Raw genomic sequence first — 18,659 nt, forward strand, 5'->3', positions numbered from 1 at the left:
TACAACTCATGAAAAAATAATAAACAGTATTGGTTTGAAATTTTCTGTCATTTCACAATAATTTACTTTAGTGGTATTATGGGAGAGGTACGTACAACATAAAAAAGGAGTAATTTCCATGACTCAAAATTACGCTGCAATGATCGATCATACTTTACTTAAGGCAGAAACAACAAAAGATCAAATCGAAAAAATCTGTGAAGAAGCGCTTAAATATGAATTCGCTTCAGTATGTGTCAATCCAACATGGGTTGAAAAATCAAGTGAATTATTGGCAGGTTCAAAAGTTAAAGTTTGTACAGTGATTGGATTCCCTTTAGGGGCAACTACTCCCGAGGTGAAAGCATTCGAAACTAAGAATGCAATCGATAATGGTGCTGGGGAAATTGATATGGTAATCAACATTGGAGCATTGAAAGATGGTAATTATGAACTTGTTCTAGAGGATATAAAGGCAGTTGTTGCTGCTGCAAATGGGACATTAGTAAAAGTGATTATCGAAACTTCTCTATTGACGGACGAAGAAAAAGTTAAAGCATGTGAGTTATCTGTAGAGGCTGGTGCTGATTTCGTCAAAACTTCAACAGGATTTTCAACAGGCGGGGCGACAGCGGAAGATGTGGCACTAATGAGAAAAACGGTTGGACCAAAAATCGGCGTGAAAGCTTCCGGTGGTGTAAGAAGTCTTGAGGATATGCAAAAAATGATTGAAGCCGGTGCGACTCGAATTGGGGCAAGTTCCGGTGTAGCAATTATGAATGGCTTAATTTCGGATTCCAATTATTAATTTTTAATATTGCTATTGACTGTATTTAAACAATACGATATAATTCTTTAGTACACAACTAACATATGTTGATTGTGTATTGACGTGTGTTCGGAGGGAGGGAAAGAGAGATGTCAAAAACTGTCGTTAGAAAAAACGAATCGCTTGAAGATGCTCTTCGCCGCTTCAAACGTACTGTATCTAAAAGTGGTACTATTCAAGAAGTTAGAAAACGCGAATTTTACGAAAAACCAAGCGTAAAACGTAAAAAGAAATCAGAAGCTGCACGTAAACGTAAGTGGTAATTTCCTAACAAATCCCTACGTTCATAACACGCAATTTTATGATTCATCAAGGTGAAAACTGATATACCCTAGTATTTGCTCCGACAAATACTAGGGTATTTTGCATTTATATAAATAGGATAAAAATATTATGGACATTAATATATATTTTATTAATAGAATTTTTAGTTAACCATTTTTTTGTGCAAAATAAATTATAAGTAAAATAATAAGTTTTTTGAAACTTTCTTTTCGTTCACCCGTAGAATAAATAGAACTACCTATTTTTTGTTGCACCTTTAGTCAATGAGCGCCAAAAGGAGGATAGAGATGACAAAAACGAGGACTTTTAGTTGGATTCTTTTGTGCATGATTTCCTTTTCACTACTACTTCCGAGCCTTTCAGTCGTTGCGAGTGGAAAAGTCTATCACGTCCCACTTGAAAATGAGGTAGAGGATGGTTTAAAGGCTTTTTTAGAAAGAGCATTTACAGAGGCGGAAGAACAAAAAGCAGAAAGAATCATATTAGAAATACATACACCTGGTGGGTATGTTACATCGGCATATGAAATCGCAAAAATAATAGAAAATTCCCCTGTCAAAGTTGTTGCGTTTATTAATTCGAAAGCGCTATCAGCAGGAGCCTATCTGGCTTTGCATGCTGATGAGATATACATGGTTCCGACTGCTACTATCGGTGCAGCGGCGATTATTGATAGTGCAGGCAATGCCGCTGACGAAAAAAGAAATAGCTCCTGGATTGGTGAAATGGTAGCAGCCGCAGAATCGAAAGGAAAAGATCCAATATATGCCCAAGCCATGGCGGATAAAACAGTTGAGGTGCCAAAATACCGTGCGACTGAGGGTAAATTGTTAACATTATCCGCCGCAGAAGCATTGGAAGTAAAATATTCAAAAGGTACTGTATCTAATCTAGATGAACTGCTTGAAAAGTTAGATTTAACAGGTAGTGAAGTTGTTTCGGTTGAACCAACATTTGCCGAAAAACTAGCAAGGTTTATTACAAATCCGATTGTTGTGACGCTATTATTGTCAATTGGCTGTCTCGGGTTAGTTTTGGAATTGTTTTCCCCTGGCTTTGGATTCCCGGGACTTATTGGTTTATCCTCATTCGGACTATTTTTCTTTGGCCATACAGTGGCTGGCTTAGCGGGTTATGAATCAGTTTTGTTATTTGTCATTGGTTTGGCATTACTTGTTGCAGAATTGTTTGTGCCGGGAGGAATAGTTGGTGTTATTGGTGGAGCACTTATGGTAATCAGTATATTATTCGCCGGGGAAAGTGTGGTTCATATGGCATATTCCATTTTAATTGCTGTGTTTATTGGAATAATAGGAATGGTGATCGTGATGAAATTCTTTGGAAAAAATCTTCATTTCTTTAATAAGTTGATTTTAAGAGATGCTACGACAACTGAGGAGGGATATGTTTCGAATGTGAATCGTATTGATTTGCTAGGAAAAATAGGCGATACGATTACGCCACTTCGCCCAGCGGGAACAATAATTGTAGGTAATGAAAGAATTGATGCAGTTTCGGAAGGAAGCTATGTCGAAGCGAACCGAAAAGTGGAAGTAATTCAAGTAGAAGGCTCACGGATTATTGTGAGAGAAACGAAAAAAGGAGTGGACTAAAATGTTTTTTGATGCAGCAGCTATAAGCTTGATCGTAACAATTGTTCTAATTATTATTGTGTTGTCCGTCATTCTGACAATTGTTCCGGTTGCACTATGGATTAGTGCGATTGCAGCGGGTGTCCGTGTTAGTATTTTTACATTGGTAGGGATGAGATTACGTAGGGTTATTCCCGCGAGAATTGTAAACCCGTTAATTAAGGCCCATAAAGCAGGACTAGACGTAACAATCAATCAGTTGGAATCACACTACTTAGCCGGTGGTAATGTAGACCGTGTTGTGAATGCATTGATTGCAGCCCAACGTGCGAATATTGAGTTATCCTTTGAACGTGCAGCAGCGATTGATCTGGCGGGACGAGATGTCCTGGAGGCTGTACAAATGTCCGTCAATCCGAAAGTTATCGAAACACCATTTATTGCCGGTGTGGCGATCAATGGTATTGAGGTCAAAGCTAAAGCAAGAATTACAGTGCGTGCCAACTTGGACCGTTTAGTTGGTGGTGCCGGGGAAGATACGATTATAGCCCGTGTAGGTGAAGGGATTGTTTCTACGATCGGTTCATCTGAGAGCCATTCCAAAGTATTGGAAAACCCTGATCTAATTTCTCAAACAGTCCTTTCGAAAGGGTTGGACTCGGGTACTGCTTTCGAGATTCTGTCGATTGATATAGCGGATGTTGATGTTGGCAAAAACATCGGTGCAGAGCTACAAATCGAACAGGCACAAGCAGATAAAAACATCGCACAAGCGAAGGCGGAAGAACGCCGTGCAATGGCCGTTGCCAATGAACAAGAAATGGTTGCCAAAGTTCAGGAAATGAAAGCAAAGGTGGTCGAAGCCGAGGCAGAAGTTCCATTGGCGATGGCAGAGGCTTTGCGCACCGGAAACTTCGGCATCATGGATTATATGAATTATAAAAATATCCAGGCTGATACATCGATGAGAGATTCCATCGCCAAAGTCACAACGGATAAACCAGATCCAAATCAAAAATAATTGCAAATACACACCTTATGAAGGGAGTGTGAAGCCGGATGGAAGGCATTATTATAATGGTGGTTTTGTTCATCGTAAGTTCTATCCTTAATGGAGCAAAAAAGAAACAACAAAATCAGGGGCCAATGCCACCTTTCAATAATCAGCCGACAAAACATGATCATGACGCGCCAAGGCAGCCTGAGAAACGAAAATCGCTGGAGGACTTCGCGAATGAAGTATTTCAGCAGTTAAGTGAAAAAACAGAGCCGAATACGTCGAGACGGGCCATAGAAAATCAAAAGGCGACCGAAGAGGGCGATCAATCAATTAGTGAAAAAGCTGTTACCCAGCAGATTGCACCTAAAATCAGGCCTGGCTTGGATAGTAATCGTTCTTCAGCTCGCGGTTCAACAATCTCAGCAAAGTCCTCGACATCGGAAACGATGAAACAAAATGAAATAGGCGCTTTTGTACCGACTACTAGAAACGAATTGGTGCATGCAATTATTACAACAGAAATTTTGGGCCCGCCCAAAGCGAAACGGAAGTAGTGCGGAGAGGCGTTCGATGTTAGATGGAAGTTAGCTCCTTCCGGTTATTTATTGAATGCTAAACAATTTGAAAATATTGACTCCTCTAACTAGATTTGAAAAAACTGCATTGAATTTTATACATGCCCCCCTTTTCTAAAGCATATACTTTTGCGAAAGGGGGGCATTTTTAATTGAAAAAACTATTCCAAACAGACCCATTAATAGAAATAGTAAATAATAATCAATTGCGATTGATTGGTTCCTACAAATTTTTAGAAGCTTCTGAACAACATTGTTCTTTTATATATGAAGATTTTTCAATTTTAATTAAAGCAAATCGTGTACATATTGATGTATTGAAAGAGGTAGAATTTATAATACATGTTGAAAATTTGTTGTCAATTGAGATGAAAAGACAGGTGAACGATTATGGAAAAATTTGATAATCGCCCTGTTGAAATACGCATAAGTCGTTCGAATGGAGCCCATGCCTTTATACAGAACCTTCATTCAAAAGGTGTAAAGATTAAAAAACTCCAACACTTGGAGAATGAAATACGTTTCGAAATGGTCAGGAAAGATGTCAAAATCGTTCGGGAGATTCGAAAAAAATATCGTGTCAAAGTTAAAATTGAATACATGCAAGTATCCCGGATTTTTCAAAAAAATAGCTGGACAGTTTTTGGATTGTTCCTGCTCATCATAATCCCTATCATCGCCTCACAATTTGTTTGGGATGTAAATGTGGAAGCGGAAACGCCTGAGTTGCGGGTTGCGGTCGAAAAAGTGATTAAGGATAAACTATCCTTAGATAAACCGAAAATGAAAGGACGTGTGAAATCCGATTTCGAGATAAGACAAACGATTATGGAGGAGTTAAGAGATTTATCTTGGGTACACATATTAAAAACGGGAAGCAGCATGACAATTGTCCCTCAGCTTGCCCCAATCACTGATAATAAGGATAATACGACGGATGCAAAGAATCATCTAATTGCTACAAAAAGTGGGGTCATCACACATTTTGAAATTTCTAGCGGCGAACGTCGTGTTTTACCGAATACAACAGTATATAAAGGGGATACACTTGTATCAGGAGTCATTACGGTTGGTGACAAATCTGTCGTCGTAGGTGCCTCTGGAGAAGTGTACGCCGACTATTGGCTCGAAACTGAATTTTCTATTCCAAAGCAAATCCAATTAGTTTCGGCTAGTAACAAGGAGTGGACTTTCGATTTCAAAATAAATGATGAAAAGGAGCAAGGAAAATCGTTTCAAAAAGTCGATTTACCGGGATGGCTTTCAAGATTTGTGGAAATCAAAAAGACTCAAAAGTACATCACTGTTACGGAAGAGATCTCAGAAGAACAAATCGAGTCGTTTATCTTGCCTCTATTGCACGAAAAAATCTTAAAATCTTTACCTCCGAAAACTATTATAAAAAAGGAAAACATTTTGCACGTTTCATTCGATGATGATAAAGTGAAGGGGAAAGTCCTATTTTTGGTAAATGAAAATATTGCAAAAAACTACCCAATTGACCAAGGAGATTGATTTATGGCAGAACAATTATCTGAATTACAAGTTGAAAATCCAAATGAAGCAGTCATGCTACTTGGAATGAGTGATGCTAATTTAAAACTGATTGAAGAAACATTTCATGTTCAAATTATCACGCGTGGTGAAGTGATTCAAATTGCGGGAAGCGAACCACAAAAACAACATGCCAAAGATTTATTGCATGCTCTTTTAAAAGTCATCCGAAAAGGCGTTAATATAGATCTGCGTGATGTGGCTACAGCAATCGAAATGGTGAATAAAGGGACAATTGAATATTTTGCTGAGTTATATGAAGAAGAAATTGCAAGAAATTATAAAGGGAAACCGATTCGGGCTAAAACAATTGGACAGCGGGAGTACATACGAGCGATTCGCCATCAAGATCTCGTATTCGGAATCGGGCCAGCTGGAACAGGAAAAACGTATATTGCGGTAGTCATGGCTACACAAGCTTTGAAAAATGGACATGTAAAGCGAATCATTTTAACAAGACCGGCCGTAGAAGCTGGGGAATCTTTAGGGTTTTTGCCAGGCGATTTAAAGGAAAAGGTAGATCCGTATTTAAGACCGCTTTATGACGCCCTGCATGATATCTATGGGCAGGAACAAACACAAAGGCTCATTGAACGAGGGACAATTGAAATTGCGCCTCTTGCTTACATGCGTGGCCGGACATTGGATGATGCTTTCGTCATTTTGGATGAAGCCCAAAATACGACGCATATGCAAATGAAGATGTTTTTAACCCGTTTAGGATTTGGCTCCAAAATGGTCATAACGGGCGACAAAACACAGATCGACTTGCCGAAAAATACGGAATCCGGTTTAATCATCGCTGAGCGTAGCCTGAAATATTTAAAAGATATTCATTTCCAGATTCTCGAGGCAGGGGACGTTGTTCGTCACCCTCTTGTGGCTAAAATCATTCAATCCTATACAGACCAAGAACTATAAGTATACGCTTAAATATGTATACAGAGTATGTAATTGTTTAAAATGTGTACGTTTATCGTACACATTTTTTATTTTTTGGCAGGATTTCATGAAATAATTTTCATAAATTGGTAAACTAGTACATATAGACATTTGGGGGTGCGCAAGTGGAAAAGCACTTTAATAAATTACTTAACATGATTAGTTTTCGGACTTTATTAATAGTTGTTTTATTAATTACTGGATTTCTGCAATTCTTTTTAATGCTTGGCAACATACGAAGTACTACATATGATATTCAAGCTTTCCAGCTCGCTCCAGAAACAATCCGTTCTGTAAAAACAATTGAAGATACTGTGAAAACGGAACAAGAGCGAGACCAAGCGGAAGATGCCGTCGAACATGTTTATTTGTTTAATGAGGAAACCGCGGAGCACCGTTCTTCCTTAGTCACTTCAATCTTTGATATCATTCATGATGTACGGGAAGAAATAAGCTTGAAAGAAGAAGAGGTACCTATTGAAAATAAAATCTCCCAGCTGCGCGAAAAATTAAAGGATATTACGGAAAGCCAATCGCAATTGACCTTTACAAACAGTCAATTACAATCGTTGCTAGAAACAACTGAACCTAGTTTGAAAACAGCGGAAACGTTTCTTGTAAAAGAAATAAAAACAATGCTCGAGGAACCGATACGCACAGAGAGTGTGGCCTTGAAGCGCAATGAAATTGAAACTAAAATTCGTCAGCAAAACTCCATAGATGAGGGTATTCTGAGTTCAATTATTATAATCGGCCGAGCTGCCATAATGGAAACAGAGGTATTGGATGAAGTCCGCACAGAAGAGTTGATTTTAAAAGCTAGGGAAGAAGTTGAGCCAACTCGGATTTTACAAGGCCAAATCATTGTGCAAGAGGGAGAATTGATTGATCGAGAAGTATATAGACAATTGGAGCTTCTTGGTTTGCTAAACAATCAAACTTCGACAAAACCTGTACTTGGCCTAGCCATTCTGGTTATTTTGCAAGTGGCCTTTATGTATATTCTATTCAATTTTTCCGAAATGGAGCTTCAGAATAAGAGAAAGGCTTTATTTGTAACCGCAATCGTTTATTCTTTTGCAATCATACTGATGAAGGTTATAAGCTTGCTTTCAGACCAATTTGATGCAACCATCGCCTTTTTATATCCTACTGCACTCGCCACAATGCTTGTAAGGCTGTTGGCTAATGAAAAAGCCGCAGTACTTGTTACGGTTCTAACTGCAGCTTCAGGAGGGGTCATTTTCCATGAAGGCTATTCTGCCGTCTTGCAAATGGATATTGTACTATATATAATTTTTGGCGGCCTTTCAAGTATCTACTTTATGAGAAGTATGGAAAAAAGATCGCATCTGCTGAAGGCTTGTGGCATTGTTTCCATTTTCAATTTACTATTTATCGCTTTTTATCTACTGATGTCACAGTCTAATTATGATCTTTTTGAATTAGCATTTTATACAATTGCAGGGATTGCATCTGGAATTTTGTCGGGTGCCTTAACGATGGGGTTACTACCATTTTTTGAATCAGCATTTGGATTATTGTCCACAATGAGATTGATCGAATTATCAAATCCAAATCACCCATTACTGAAAAAGTTGCTAACGGAGACACCGGGGACTTACCATCATAGTGTGATGGTGGCGAATCTGGCAGAAGCCGCTTGTGAAGCAATCGGTGCAGATGGATTGCTTGCGAGGGTTGGCTGCTATTACCATGATATAGGAAAAACACAGAGACCTGCCTTTTTCATAGAAAACCAGATGTCGGGCATTAATCCGCACGACCATCTACCGCCTGAGAGAAGTGCTGAAATCATTATTGCGCATACTACAGATGGTGCAAAGTTGTTGGAAAAGCATAAAATGCCTAAGGAAATTGTGGATATTGCCTTGCAGCATCACGGTACAAGCACTTTGAAATACTTTTACCATAAGGCTAAAGAAGAAGGTAAAGAAGTGGATGAAAGGGTATTTAGTTATCCGGGTCCTAAACCACAAACAAAAGAGGCTGCTGTGATCAGTATCGCTGATAGTGTAGAGGCGGCGGTACGTTCCATGAAACAACCGAATTCGGAGAAGATTCAGCAACTTGTACATTCCATTGTGCAAGGCCGTGTGCAGGAACATCAGTTTGATGAATGTGATGTGTCCATCAAGGAGTTGAAAACAATCGAAAAGGTTTTGTGCGAGACGTTAAACGGTATTTTCCATTCAAGAATTGAATACCCAAAAGAAGGCTGAATAGAGGAGGCACCAATGTTAAATATCGATTTTTTGGATGAAACAAATGAAGTTAACGATCAGCATATAGAGCTGGTCGAAAAATTATTGCAACATGCTGCCAACCACCTAGCAATCGAGGATGGAAGCGAAGTATCCATTACCTTTGTAACGAACGAAAAAATCCATGAAATCAACCGGGATTACCGTGATAAAGACCAACCTACCGATGTTATATCATTTGCCCTTGAAGAAATGGGGGAAGGTGAGGTTGAAATAGTTGGTGAAGGAATACCGCGAATCTTGGGAGATATTATTATTTCTACCGATCGCACAAAGGAGCAAGCTGCAGAATTCGGACACTCATTCGAGAGAGAATTGGGCTTTCTAGCCGTTCACGGTTTTTTACACTTGCTAGGATTCGATCATATGACAGAAGATGATGAAAAAATCATGTTTGGCAAACAAGATGAAATTCTATCCTCTTTTGGTCTAGGTCGTGATTCAGATGGACGCCCATAAACTACTCAAATCATTTGGGTATGCTTTTTATGGCATATGGACGGCATTCAATGAACAAAATATGCGCATCCATATGATTAGCGCACTCATTGTCATCATTGCGGGAGTTTTTACTGGTTTAACGAATATTGAATGGATGATCATTATACTAGTCATTACGCTCGTAATCGGAGCGGAAATGATAAATACGGCTATTGAGAGTGTTGTAAACTTGGCTTCCCCTGATATACACCCACTAGCCAAACAAGCAAAGGATGTTGCAGCAGGTGCGGTACTTGTTTTTGCGCTGGCAAGTGTTATAATCGGATTACTTATTTTTCTACCAAAATGGTTTTAATTTAGAAGCACACCTAACTTAATATTTCATTCATCGCACCCCAGGGATGGCGCGAGTTTATTAGGTGTATATGAGGAGCGGGGATATCATGACAATGAATATGAACGATTTAATCGAACAATCAAAAATCGCAAGAGAAACAGCTTATGTACCATATTCCAAATTTCAAGTAGGTGCAGCTTTGCTTACTGAAGATGGCAAGGTCTTCCACGGCTGCAACATTGAAAATTCCAGCTTTGGTCTAACGAACTGTGCGGAAAGAACAGCTATTTTCAAGGCGGTTTCTGAAGGGCACAAAAAATTCAAAGCCATCGCAGTAGTTGCGGATACAGATGGGCCATGTTCACCATGTGGGGCTTGCAGGCAAGTGATATCGGAGTTCTGTGCTCCGAACATGCCAGTCTACTTAACAAACCTTAATGGAGATTTACTACAAACGACAGTTGCCGAGCTATTGCCCGGCGCCTTTACACCGGAGGATCTAGAGAATGCAGGAAAAAAACAATAGTTTCAAATCAGGATTTATCTCGATTATTGGACGACCTAATGTAGGGAAGTCGACTTTTTTAAACCGTGTCATCGGCCAAAAAATTGCCATTATGTCGGATAAGCCTCAAACCACACGAAACAAAATACAGGGTGTGTTAACGCGCGAAGCCTCTCAAATGGTCTTCATCGACACACCAGGCATTCATAAGCCTAAGCATAAATTAGGCGAATTCATGATTAAAGTATCCAAAAATACGTTGCGTGAAGTGGATATCATTATGTTTATGGTGAATGCGGAACAGGGAATAGGTAAAGGCGATGAATTTATACTAGAGCTACTGGAAGGGACCAAAACGCCAGTATTTTTAGTTGTAAATAAAATCGACCAAATACACCCGGATGAATTAGTGCAAACGATTGAAACATACAAAGGGAAATTCCCATTTGCCGAGATTGTCCCGATTTCTGCCTTGCAAGGAAATAACATCGACCAATTACTTCAAACGATTGACGAGTATCTACCTGAAGGTCCACAGTATTATCCTGCAGACCAGGTGACAGATCATCCTGAACGGTTTATCATATCAGAAATGATCCGGGAGAAAGTTCTTCATTTAACAAGGGAAGAAATACCTCATTCAATTGCGGTCGTCATAGACAAAATCAAACGTGATGATGAAAATGATAATATGATTCGAGTACAAGCCACAATAATGGTAGAACGAGATTCACAAAAAGGAATTGTAATCGGTAAACGCGGTGCTCTATTGAAAGAAGTGGGAACAGAAGCGCGCAAGGATATTGAAATGCTTCTTGGATCGAAAGTTTTCTTGGAACTTTGGGTTAAAGTCCAAAAGGATTGGCGAAATAAATCCGCTCATTTAAGAGATTTTGGCTACCGTGAAGATGAATATTAAGTTTATTATTAAGACAAGCTGCAAAAAGCAGTTTGTCTTTTTTGAATGTTTTATGTTATGGTCCTTGAAGCATCTGGAAGGCTGCAAAAGGGGCTTAAGGAGTGTAATCACCTTCTTTGATAGAAGTCTATCTACAAAGAAACACGTTCGGTATGAGGATAAAAAAGCCAACACAACCAATAGCGTAAAGAGTAAAAGGGTAATGTATAATGAAATTAAAGAAAATGTGAAGGAAGTGCAGTGCCAAATGTTAAATAAATGGGAAGGCATTGTTTTAAAGTCGCGTGCTTACGGTGAGTCAAACAAAATCGTTACATTGATGACGAGAGAAGCGGGAAAAGTAACCGTGATGGCAAGGGGGGCTAAAAAGCCGACGAGCCGTCTTGCAGGTGTTACGCAAACCTTTATGCATGGAATGTATATGGTTCAAAGAACAACTGGCATGGGTACGCTCCAACAGGGTGAGCATTTGGATGCGATGCGCCATGTCCAAACCGATATTGTCGCAACGGCATATGCAAGTTATATTGTTGAACTTGTTGATAGACTGGTAGATGAGGGACCGGAACCTTTCGCTTTTGAAGTGCTGCTGCAAGCTCTCAAAGCGATCGAAGAAGAGCATGACCCGGAAGCAATCAGTTTATTTGTTGATTGGAAGATGCTTCCATATACAGGGGTTCAGCCAATCTTAAATTCCTGTGCTTCATGCGGATCCTTTGATGGGGAGTTTGCATTCTCCTTTTCACAGGGAGGGTTTTTATGCCACCGTTGTTTTCATCAAGATCCTTATATTATCCGGTTATCTCCTACACAATTAAAGCTAATTCGGATGTTCTACAATATCCCAATTGATCAAATTGGAAAATTGGACTTAAAAAAGGAAACGAAACAGTTTATAAAAAAAATTGTCACGACGATATACGAAGAGCAAACAGGCATACGTTTAAAGTCACGTTCGTTTATTGAACAGTTGGAGAGAACCCCATTACTGACAAGACGGACAACTAGCGAGGATTCGACGGATAAGTAACTATAAAACTTTTCGGATGATGACCAACACATCTTCTCTTAATGTTTGCCAAAATAAATGGGAGGATGAATCTGAAAATCGTCCTTCCATGAAAAGTATATAGTTGTAATGAAGATAATTGATTTGGTCATAGTGAAAGTGAAGTCGATGGTTCATTTGCTTCATATTAATATTTAGCTCCATGTAGCTATCTACTAACATTTGCAAATCGCTTACTTGTTTTTGTAGTTGATGGTACATTTGTGTGTGAAATTGTCCCAGCTTCAATTGGTGGTTTACTTGGCTTCGATGATGGTTGAGGGAATCGTTTAAAGACTCTAATTTGAAATTTGCTGTAAATAAAATGTGATGATGTGCTAGATGTTCGGGCAATTCTTTTTCCAATAGTTGCAGTACGAGGTCCAATAATTTCTCTGCATAGCAAGTTTCAGTGGGCTCCGGTTTAGATTTCTTAAATAAAGTGTGAATGAACATCGATCCACCCCGTTTTTATTTTCATTATAATCTAAATAGTTCCACAAATCATCTCCTGAATGAACAAAATGACCAAAATGGACAAAATTAGGCATCTTCCCCAAAAATATGGAAGATGCCTATTGTATTTTAAAGAAGATAGAAGTTAAATTATATTTGTGTTGTAAAAAAGAACTTATTTCGAATATGCGAAATAAGTTCTGGAAATTTTTAGAATTGTAGATGCTTTTCAATATAAGCTTTGACTTCTGAAATAGGCATGCGGACTTGTTCCATGCTGTCACGATGGCGGACAGTAACCTGACCATCTTCTTTTGAATCGAAATCGTATGTGATGCAGAACGGTGTACCAATCTCATCTTGACGGCGGTAGCGTTTACCGATTGATTGCGATTCATCATAGTCAACTGGGAATGACTTGCGTAATTCAGCCCATACTTCGCCAGCTTCATCGGCTAATTTTTTCGATAACGGCAATACTGCAGCTTTAAACGGAGCAAGTGCAGGGTGGAAGCGTAGAACTGTACGGGAATCGCCGCCTTCTAGTTCTTCCTCATCGTATGCATCACATAAGAACGCTAGTGTTACACGGTCAGCACCAAGCGATGGCTCGATACAATACGGTACGTAACGTTCGTTTGTAATTGGATCGATATAAGTGAAATCTTCGCCGGAGTGCTCCATATGTTGTTTCAAGTCATAATCTGTACGGTCTGCAATACCCCATAATTCTCCCCAGCCAAATGGGAAGCGGAATTCGATATCTGTTGTTGCGTTTGAATAGTGAGATAGTTCATCATCTTCATGGTCGCGCAGGCGCATACTATCTTCTTTCATACCTAAATTCAACAGCCAATTTTTGCAGAATTCCTTCCAATATTGTTGCCATTCCAGATCTTCACCAGGTTTACAGAAGAATTCTAACTCCATTTGCTCAAATTCACGAGTACGGAATGTAAAGTTTCCTGGTGTAATTTCATTACGGAAGGATTTACCGATTTGGGCAATACCAAATGGAGTACGTTTACGCATCGATCGTTGTACATTTTTAAAGTTGACAAAAATCCCTTGTGCTGTTTCAGGGCGAAGGAAAATTTCGTTCGTTGAGCTTTCCGTTACACCTTGGAAAGTCTTGAACATTAGGTTGAATTGACGGATATCTGTAAAGTCGCTTGCCCCACATTCCGGACAAGTTACAGATAATTCATCCATTTTTTCTTTCATTTGGTCAAAGCTCATACCATCCACGATAATTTCTTTGCCTGTTTTTTCTAATGATGCATCTTCGATTAATTTATCTGCACGGTGGCGAGCTTTACATGATTTACAGTCGATCATTGGATCATTAAAGTTTCCTACGTGTCCAGAAGCAACCCAAGCACGTGGATTCATAAGGATAGCAGCATCAAGACCAACATTGTACTCGGATTCTTGAACAAATTTTAGCCACCATGCTTTTTTTACATTGTTTTTTAATTCGACACCAAGTGGACCGTAATCCCATGTATTAGCAAGTCCACCGTAGATTTCCGATCCTGGGAAGACGAAACCGCGATGTTTTGCTAAGCTTACGATTGTTTCCATAGATTTTTGAGCCATAATTTTTTCCTCCTAGTAAAAATATAAATATAAATATAAAAGCACCCGTCTCCGGGCTTTGTGCCCGGGGACGAGTGCTATAATATACACCCGCGGTTCCACCCCGCTTGATTGTCGGCTAAAGTAAAGCGCATCGCATACTGCGTCACTTGTCGAAAATTAATCCTCATGAACTTCTAGTTCACTGCGGTTAATTTTCTTCGCGTTCCTTGTCTGACAAGCGCTTTCTTTTTAGCCTTAATGTCGGCTAAAGTAAAGCGCATCGCATACTGCGTCGCTAACTCTATAAAACAATCCTCTTTTAGAAAATTGGCTCAAGGGTGCCGTTTCTCTTTTTCGTGTAGGCTTTCACCATTTCCTACTCGCTATTTTTGAAAAGATACTTATTGCCCTCTCATTGCCTGTATGAAGTTCTATCGATATTTTATGCTATTTACTCGAACTATGTCAATATTGTAGGTTTTCATTCAATTCTTCGCAAATTATACCAAATTAGTATATAATAATTAAAGAAAAGTATAACACTATTTGAAGCGGGTGAGTCCAATCGAACTCAATAAACGTCAAGACACGATTCTTCAAATCGTTAAAGAGAATGGGCCAATTACAGGTGAACAAATTGCAGAACGTTTAAATTTGACCCGGGCTACTTTGCGACCTGATTTAGCAATCTTAACGATGGCTGGTTTTCTGGACGCTAGACCACGTGTGGGTTACTTCTATTCAGGGAAGAAAACAATGACGACAGCAAGTGAGTCCATGATGAACTTGAAGGTGGGGGATTTTCAGTCCCTCCCGGTTGTAGTATCGGAAAATATGACAGTATATGATGCAATTGTTCAATTGTTTTTAGAAGATGTTGGAACATTATTTGTAGTAGATGACCAGTCCCATTTACAAGGAGTTTTATCAAGAAAAGATTTGCTCAGAACAAGCATAGGGACACAAGAGCTGACAAAAATACCAGTTCATATTATTATGTCGAGGATGCCTAATATTGTGTATTGCAAAAAAACGGATCCATTAATCGGGGCTGCAAAAAAATTGATCGAGCGACAAGTAGATTCTCTTCCTGTTGTCAATGAGACAGAAAAAGGTCTTGAAATTGTTGGGAGATTAACCAAAACAAATGTAACTAAAGCGTTTATTTCATTAGCTGAAACCCATGATCTATAAGGAGTGCTATTTTGAAAAATTTAAAAGTATTCGTTGTATCTGATTCAGTTGGGGAAACAGGTGAGCAAGTTGTGAAAGCGGCAGTTTCTCAATTTCGTCCAACCTTTGATAACACTGTCATCCGCAAGTTCCCTAATATTGAAAATAATGATCATATTGAAAAAATTGTTGAAATTGCAATAGAACAAGATGCAATTATTGTTTTTACATTAGTTGAAAAGAAAATGAGAAACTATATGATAGATAGTTGTAATCGAGAAAATATCCAATGGATTGATCTGTTGGGGCCGTTAATCCATCTATTTGAAGAAAAAATTGGGGAACAGCCAAGAGAGGAACCTGGACTGGTTCATAAACTTGATGCCGATTATTTCAAGAAAATAGAGGCCGTCGAATTTGCGGTCAAGTATGATGATGGACGCGATCCTAGAGGTTTGCTATTGGCGGACGTGGTCTTGGTGGGTGTTTCAAGAACTTCAAAAACACCACTATCCCAATATCTTGCACACAAGCGTTATAAAGTGGCGAATGTACCTCTGGTTCCGGAAGTAAATCCGCCTGAAGAGTTATTTTTAGTTGATCCTAAAAAGTGTTTTGGGTTAGTAATCTCTACAGAAAAACTAAATGTCATTAGGAAAGAACGGCTGATGGCCTTGGGTCTGAATGACGATGCAATTTATGCGAAACCTTCCAGAATCGAGCAGGAACTAGAGCATTTCAATAAGGTGGTTGAACGAATTGGCTGTTCAATTATCGATGTTACAAACAAAGCAGTAGAAGAAACTGCAAATGTTATCATGGAAGTAATTGAACAGAGTAAGTGATTTTTGAAGGAAACATGCGCAAATGGTTTAAAGAAGGATCATTATTCTAGAAGTGTAATTGTGGTCGAACGCTCAGAATAAACTGGCGGCTGTACCGAAGTGCACGTAGAGGGGCAGTTGCTTGATAGATTCTTGCGCAAAATGTTCTTTTCTTTTTCATAAAAGTGCCATCCTCCTAATGTGGGGAACTCGGCACTTTTTTAATTTCCATAGAAAAATCTTGAAGAAGATATGAATTAGCGGGTTTTTATTAAACTATTTGGCAGAAATTATTAATATTCTCCTAAAGAAGATAAAAAACGTTATTTTTCTTAATAAAAAAGTGGAAACTTTCATCAATTTGTTTTATAATGAGAAAATTGTGGTAAAAATATTACTAAGAGAAATTTTAGAACAAAACACTATTTTTTTGTCGGAAAATAGAGGATTTTTTAAATTTATCTCGAATTGTGTTACTTAGCATCAGAAGTTGGTGATTATATGACCGGGAAAATACCTGAAGAGATGATAGAACAAATTCGTTCTCAATCCGATATAGTCGATGTCATTAGCGATTATATGCAGCTGACTAAAAGAGGACGCAACTGGTTTGGATTATGTCCATTTCACGGTGAAAATACACCCTCATTTTCGGTGTCTCAAGATAAACAAATTTTTCATTGTTTCGGTTGTGGTGCAGGTGGTAATGCTATTACGTTTGTAATGGATATCGAAAATATTACATTCCCTGATGCCGTTGTAAAACTTGGAAGTCGCCTCGGTATCCACTTGGATATCCAAAGCACCAGTTTAACCAAGGATAATCAAGCCTATTCAAAAAAAGAAGAATTAATGCTTGAGGCGCATGAATTCACTGCCGATTTCTATCATCACTTATTGATGAATACAGAAGAGGGAGAACAAGCATTAAATTATCTGCTAAAAAGAGGATTTACAAAGGAACATATCGAAACGAATGGTATAGGTTGGTCTCTACCAGGATGGGACACCTTGTCAGTTTTGCTAAAAAGAAAAGGGTTTGATTTAGAAATAATGGCTGAGTGCGGACTCATTATCCAAAGAGAAAATGACCATACTTACTTTGATCGCTTTCGTGGAAGAGTCATGTTCCCAATACGGGATGAAAATGGTAAAGTCATAGCGTTTTCAGGACGTATCATTGATTCCGACGATGAGGCAAAATATTTAAATAGCCCTGAATCACCTATATTTCATAAGAGTCAAATTCTTTTTAACTTGGACAAGGCAAGAACCGTTATCCGGAAAAAACGTCAAGTAATCCTGATGGAAGGATTTATGGACGTCCTTGCAGCAAATCAAGCAGGTGTATACAACGCAGTGGCTACAATGGGTACTTCTTTGACACCACAGCATATCACAAAGCTAAAACGCTTAAGTGAGCAAATTATAATTTGTTATGATGGTGATAACGCTGGTTGGGAAGCGGCCAAGAGAGCATCTGAAATGTTATACGCCGAAAAGTTGAAGGTTGAAATAGCTGTATTACCTGAAAAATTAGATCCAGATGAGTATATAAAAAAATATGGTCCGGAATCCTTTGTACAGCAAATTTTGGAAAAGCCGCATGCATACATTGCTTTTATGATGATGCATGCAAGGAGAAACAAAAACTTTCAATTCGAGAATGATGTGTTGCAATTTATCCAGGAGGTACTTGAGCAGCTTGTTGGTCGATCTTCACCTATTGAACGAGACCTTTATATAAAACAAATTGCAAGTGAAACAAATATTTCTGAGGAAGCCATCTATGCTCAATATAGAAAATTAGATGCTGATAATGCAAAGAATTTTAACCGAGAAGAAGTAAAAAAGCAAACGAAAAAAAATGAATTGCAGGCCAAAAAGCCTTTATCGGCTACCGAGCGTGCAGAACGCCTACTTTTATCCCATATGCTGACCGATATTGATGTGGTGGATCGAATTTTAAAAAGCGATGAACCCGAGCCTTTTGTACGGGATGAATACGGTGCCGTTTTCGTTCGATTAGTTGGATTTTATGAGGAGCATGGTTCAGCGGATTATCAAAGGTTTTTAGAAATACTGGAGGATTCAGAATTAAGGAAAATTGTAATGGAAGCAGCGCTTCTGGAACATGATTCTGAACAAGCTGAAGCTGAAATATCAGATTGTTTAAAGCAGCTAAAAAAACATCGGATTGAAATGGAGATAAAAAAATTACTTCATGATTCCCAAGAGGCGGAAAAAATGCACGAACATAAACGTGCATTGCAGATTGCTCAGGCAATCATACAGTTGAAGAAATCATTATCGACGATTTAACCCGATTTGCGT

19 protein-coding genes are annotated in these 18,659 nt (G+C 38.8%); 17 read left to right on the plus strand and 2 right to left on the minus strand.

The features are described from left to right. Positions 1–118: 118 nt before the first annotated feature. The 14 genes from deoC to recO all read left to right on the plus strand — a co-directional run bounded on the left by deoC (position 119) and on the right by recO (position 12,273). Positions 119–787, plus strand: coding sequence for a deoxyribose-phosphate aldolase (deoC, locus tag CD33_RS14920; protein WP_036201799.1), 669 nt, complete (start codon positions 119–121; stop codon positions 785–787). A 110-nt stretch (positions 788–897) separates the two neighbouring features. Then, a complete protein-coding gene (gene rpsU / locus CD33_RS14925; RefSeq protein ID WP_004227078.1) occupies positions 898–1,071 on the plus strand; it encodes a 30S ribosomal protein S21 in 174 nt (57 codons plus the stop codon). A gap of 309 nt (positions 1,072–1,380) precedes the next feature. Continuing rightward, entirely contained in the window at positions 1,381–2,706 is a 1,326-nt protein-coding gene (locus CD33_RS14930; RefSeq protein WP_036201800.1) for an NfeD family protein, read from the plus strand. Position 2,707: 1 nt separating this feature from the next. Beyond that, the gene (gene floA, locus CD33_RS14935; protein ID WP_036201801.1) at positions 2,708–3,706 is read left to right on the plus strand and encodes a flotillin-like protein FloA; all 999 of its coding nucleotides are present in this window, start codon (positions 2,708–2,710) and stop codon (positions 3,704–3,706) included. Positions 3,707–3,744: 38 nt separating this feature from the next. Continuing rightward, complete coding sequence (locus CD33_RS14940) at positions 3,745–4,239, plus strand: YqfB family membrane protein (protein ID WP_036201802.1); 495 nt, start codon at positions 3,745–3,747, stop codon at positions 4,237–4,239. Positions 4,240–4,412: 173 nt separating this feature from the next. Then, complete coding sequence (locus CD33_RS14945) at positions 4,413–4,664, plus strand: hypothetical protein (protein WP_036201803.1); 252 nt, start codon at positions 4,413–4,415, stop codon at positions 4,662–4,664. Further along, entirely contained in the window at positions 4,651–5,775 is a 1,125-nt protein-coding gene (locus tag CD33_RS14950) for a sporulation protein YqfD (RefSeq protein WP_036201804.1), read from the plus strand. The genes CD33_RS14945 and CD33_RS14950 overlap by 14 nt, the downstream gene beginning before the upstream one ends. 3 nt (positions 5,776–5,778) lie before the next feature. Further along, the gene (locus CD33_RS14955) at positions 5,779–6,735 is read left to right on the plus strand and encodes a PhoH family protein (RefSeq protein WP_036201805.1); all 957 of its coding nucleotides are present in this window, start codon (positions 5,779–5,781) and stop codon (positions 6,733–6,735) included. A 146-nt stretch (positions 6,736–6,881) separates the two neighbouring features. Then, positions 6,882–8,999, plus strand: coding sequence for an HD family phosphohydrolase (locus CD33_RS14960; RefSeq protein WP_373906706.1), 2,118 nt, complete (start codon positions 6,882–6,884; stop codon positions 8,997–8,999). Between the two features lie 15 nt (positions 9,000–9,014). Then, complete coding sequence (ybeY, locus tag CD33_RS14965; protein WP_036201806.1) at positions 9,015–9,500, plus strand: rRNA maturation RNase YbeY; 486 nt, start codon at positions 9,015–9,017, stop codon at positions 9,498–9,500. Beyond that, positions 9,487–9,837: a diacylglycerol kinase family protein gene (locus tag CD33_RS14970; RefSeq protein WP_036201807.1), complete on the plus strand. Its 351-nt coding sequence runs from the start codon at positions 9,487–9,489 to the stop codon at positions 9,835–9,837. Before ybeY ends, CD33_RS14970 begins: the two co-directional genes overlap by 14 nt. Before the next feature lie 88 nt (positions 9,838–9,925). Next, entirely contained in the window at positions 9,926–10,345 is a 420-nt protein-coding gene (locus CD33_RS14975; protein WP_176400060.1) for a cytidine deaminase, read from the plus strand. Continuing rightward, on the plus strand, positions 10,326–11,243 hold the full coding sequence (era, locus tag CD33_RS14980) for a GTPase Era (RefSeq protein WP_036201808.1): 918 nt from the start codon (positions 10,326–10,328) through the stop codon (positions 11,241–11,243). Before CD33_RS14975 ends, era begins: the two co-directional genes overlap by 20 nt. 247 nt (positions 11,244–11,490) lie before the next feature. Next, a complete protein-coding gene (recO, locus tag CD33_RS14985) occupies positions 11,491–12,273 on the plus strand; it encodes a DNA repair protein RecO (protein ID WP_036202320.1) in 783 nt (260 codons plus the stop codon). On the opposite strand, the gene CD33_RS14990 is transcribed toward recO, so the two are convergent. Continuing rightward, the gene (locus CD33_RS14990) at positions 12,274–12,747 is read right to left on the minus strand and encodes a hypothetical protein (protein ID WP_036201809.1); all 474 of its coding nucleotides are present in this window, start codon (positions 12,745–12,747) and stop codon (positions 12,274–12,276) included. 210 nt (positions 12,748–12,957) lie between these two features. Then, on the minus strand, positions 12,958–14,346 hold the full coding sequence (locus tag CD33_RS14995; RefSeq protein ID WP_036201810.1) for a glycine--tRNA ligase: 1,389 nt from the start codon (positions 14,344–14,346) through the stop codon (positions 12,958–12,960). A gap of 537 nt (positions 14,347–14,883) precedes the next feature. On the opposite strand from CD33_RS14995, the gene ccpN reads away from it, so the two are divergent. The 3 genes from ccpN to dnaG all read left to right on the plus strand — a co-directional run bounded on the left by ccpN (position 14,884) and on the right by dnaG (position 18,647). Beyond that, positions 14,884–15,522: a transcriptional regulator CcpN gene (gene ccpN / locus CD33_RS15000; protein ID WP_036202321.1), complete on the plus strand. Its 639-nt coding sequence runs from the start codon at positions 14,884–14,886 to the stop codon at positions 15,520–15,522. A gap of 11 nt (positions 15,523–15,533) precedes the next feature. After that, complete coding sequence (locus tag CD33_RS15005; protein ID WP_036201811.1) at positions 15,534–16,346, plus strand: pyruvate, water dikinase regulatory protein; 813 nt, start codon at positions 15,534–15,536, stop codon at positions 16,344–16,346. Positions 16,347–16,826: 480 nt separating this feature from the next. After that, positions 16,827–18,647, plus strand: coding sequence for a DNA primase (dnaG, locus tag CD33_RS15010; RefSeq protein WP_036201812.1), 1,821 nt, complete (start codon positions 16,827–16,829; stop codon positions 18,645–18,647). The last annotated feature ends 12 nt before the right edge of the window (positions 18,648–18,659 follow it).

It is taken from the genome of Ureibacillus sinduriensis BLB-1 = JCM 15800 (assembly GCF_000772955.1).
Lineage (GTDB): Bacteria > Bacillota > Bacilli > Bacillales_A > Planococcaceae > Ureibacillus > Ureibacillus sinduriensis.

What these genes read in the sequence shown, in the direction of transcription:
- deoC (WP_036201799.1), top strand. Translation starts at nt 119, where the DNA reads ATGACTCAAAATTACGCTGCAATGATCGATCATACTTTACTTAAGGCA.
- rpsU (WP_004227078.1), top strand. Translation starts at nt 898, where the DNA reads ATGTCAAAAACTGTCGTTAGAAAAAACGAATCGCTTGAAGATGCTCTT.
- CD33_RS14930 (WP_036201800.1), top strand. Translation starts at nt 1,381, where the DNA reads ATGACAAAAACGAGGACTTTTAGTTGGATTCTTTTGTGCATGATTTCC.
- floA (WP_036201801.1), top strand. Translation starts at nt 2,708, where the DNA reads ATGTTTTTTGATGCAGCAGCTATAAGCTTGATCGTAACAATTGTTCTA.
- CD33_RS14940 (WP_036201802.1), top strand. Translation starts at nt 3,745, where the DNA reads ATGGAAGGCATTATTATAATGGTGGTTTTGTTCATCGTAAGTTCTATC.
- CD33_RS14950 (WP_036201804.1), top strand. Translation starts at nt 4,651, where the DNA reads ATGGAAAAATTTGATAATCGCCCTGTTGAAATACGCATAAGTCGTTCG.
- CD33_RS14955 (WP_036201805.1), top strand. Translation starts at nt 5,779, where the DNA reads ATGGCAGAACAATTATCTGAATTACAAGTTGAAAATCCAAATGAAGCA.
- ybeY (WP_036201806.1), top strand. Translation starts at nt 9,015, where the DNA reads ATGTTAAATATCGATTTTTTGGATGAAACAAATGAAGTTAACGATCAG.
- CD33_RS14970 (WP_036201807.1), top strand. Translation starts at nt 9,487, where the DNA reads ATGGACGCCCATAAACTACTCAAATCATTTGGGTATGCTTTTTATGGC.
- CD33_RS14975 (WP_176400060.1), top strand. Translation starts at nt 9,926, where the DNA reads ATGACAATGAATATGAACGATTTAATCGAACAATCAAAAATCGCAAGA.
- era (WP_036201808.1), top strand. Translation starts at nt 10,326, where the DNA reads ATGCAGGAAAAAAACAATAGTTTCAAATCAGGATTTATCTCGATTATT.
- recO (WP_036202320.1), top strand. Translation starts at nt 11,491, where the DNA reads ATGTTAAATAAATGGGAAGGCATTGTTTTAAAGTCGCGTGCTTACGGT.
- CD33_RS14990 (WP_036201809.1), bottom strand. Translation starts at nt 12,747, where the DNA reads ATGTTCATTCACACTTTATTTAAGAAATCTAAACCGGAGCCCACTGAA.
- CD33_RS14995 (WP_036201810.1), bottom strand. Translation starts at nt 14,346, where the DNA reads ATGGCTCAAAAATCTATGGAAACAATCGTAAGCTTAGCAAAACATCGC.
- dnaG (WP_036201812.1), top strand. Translation starts at nt 16,827, where the DNA reads ATGACCGGGAAAATACCTGAAGAGATGATAGAACAAATTCGTTCTCAA.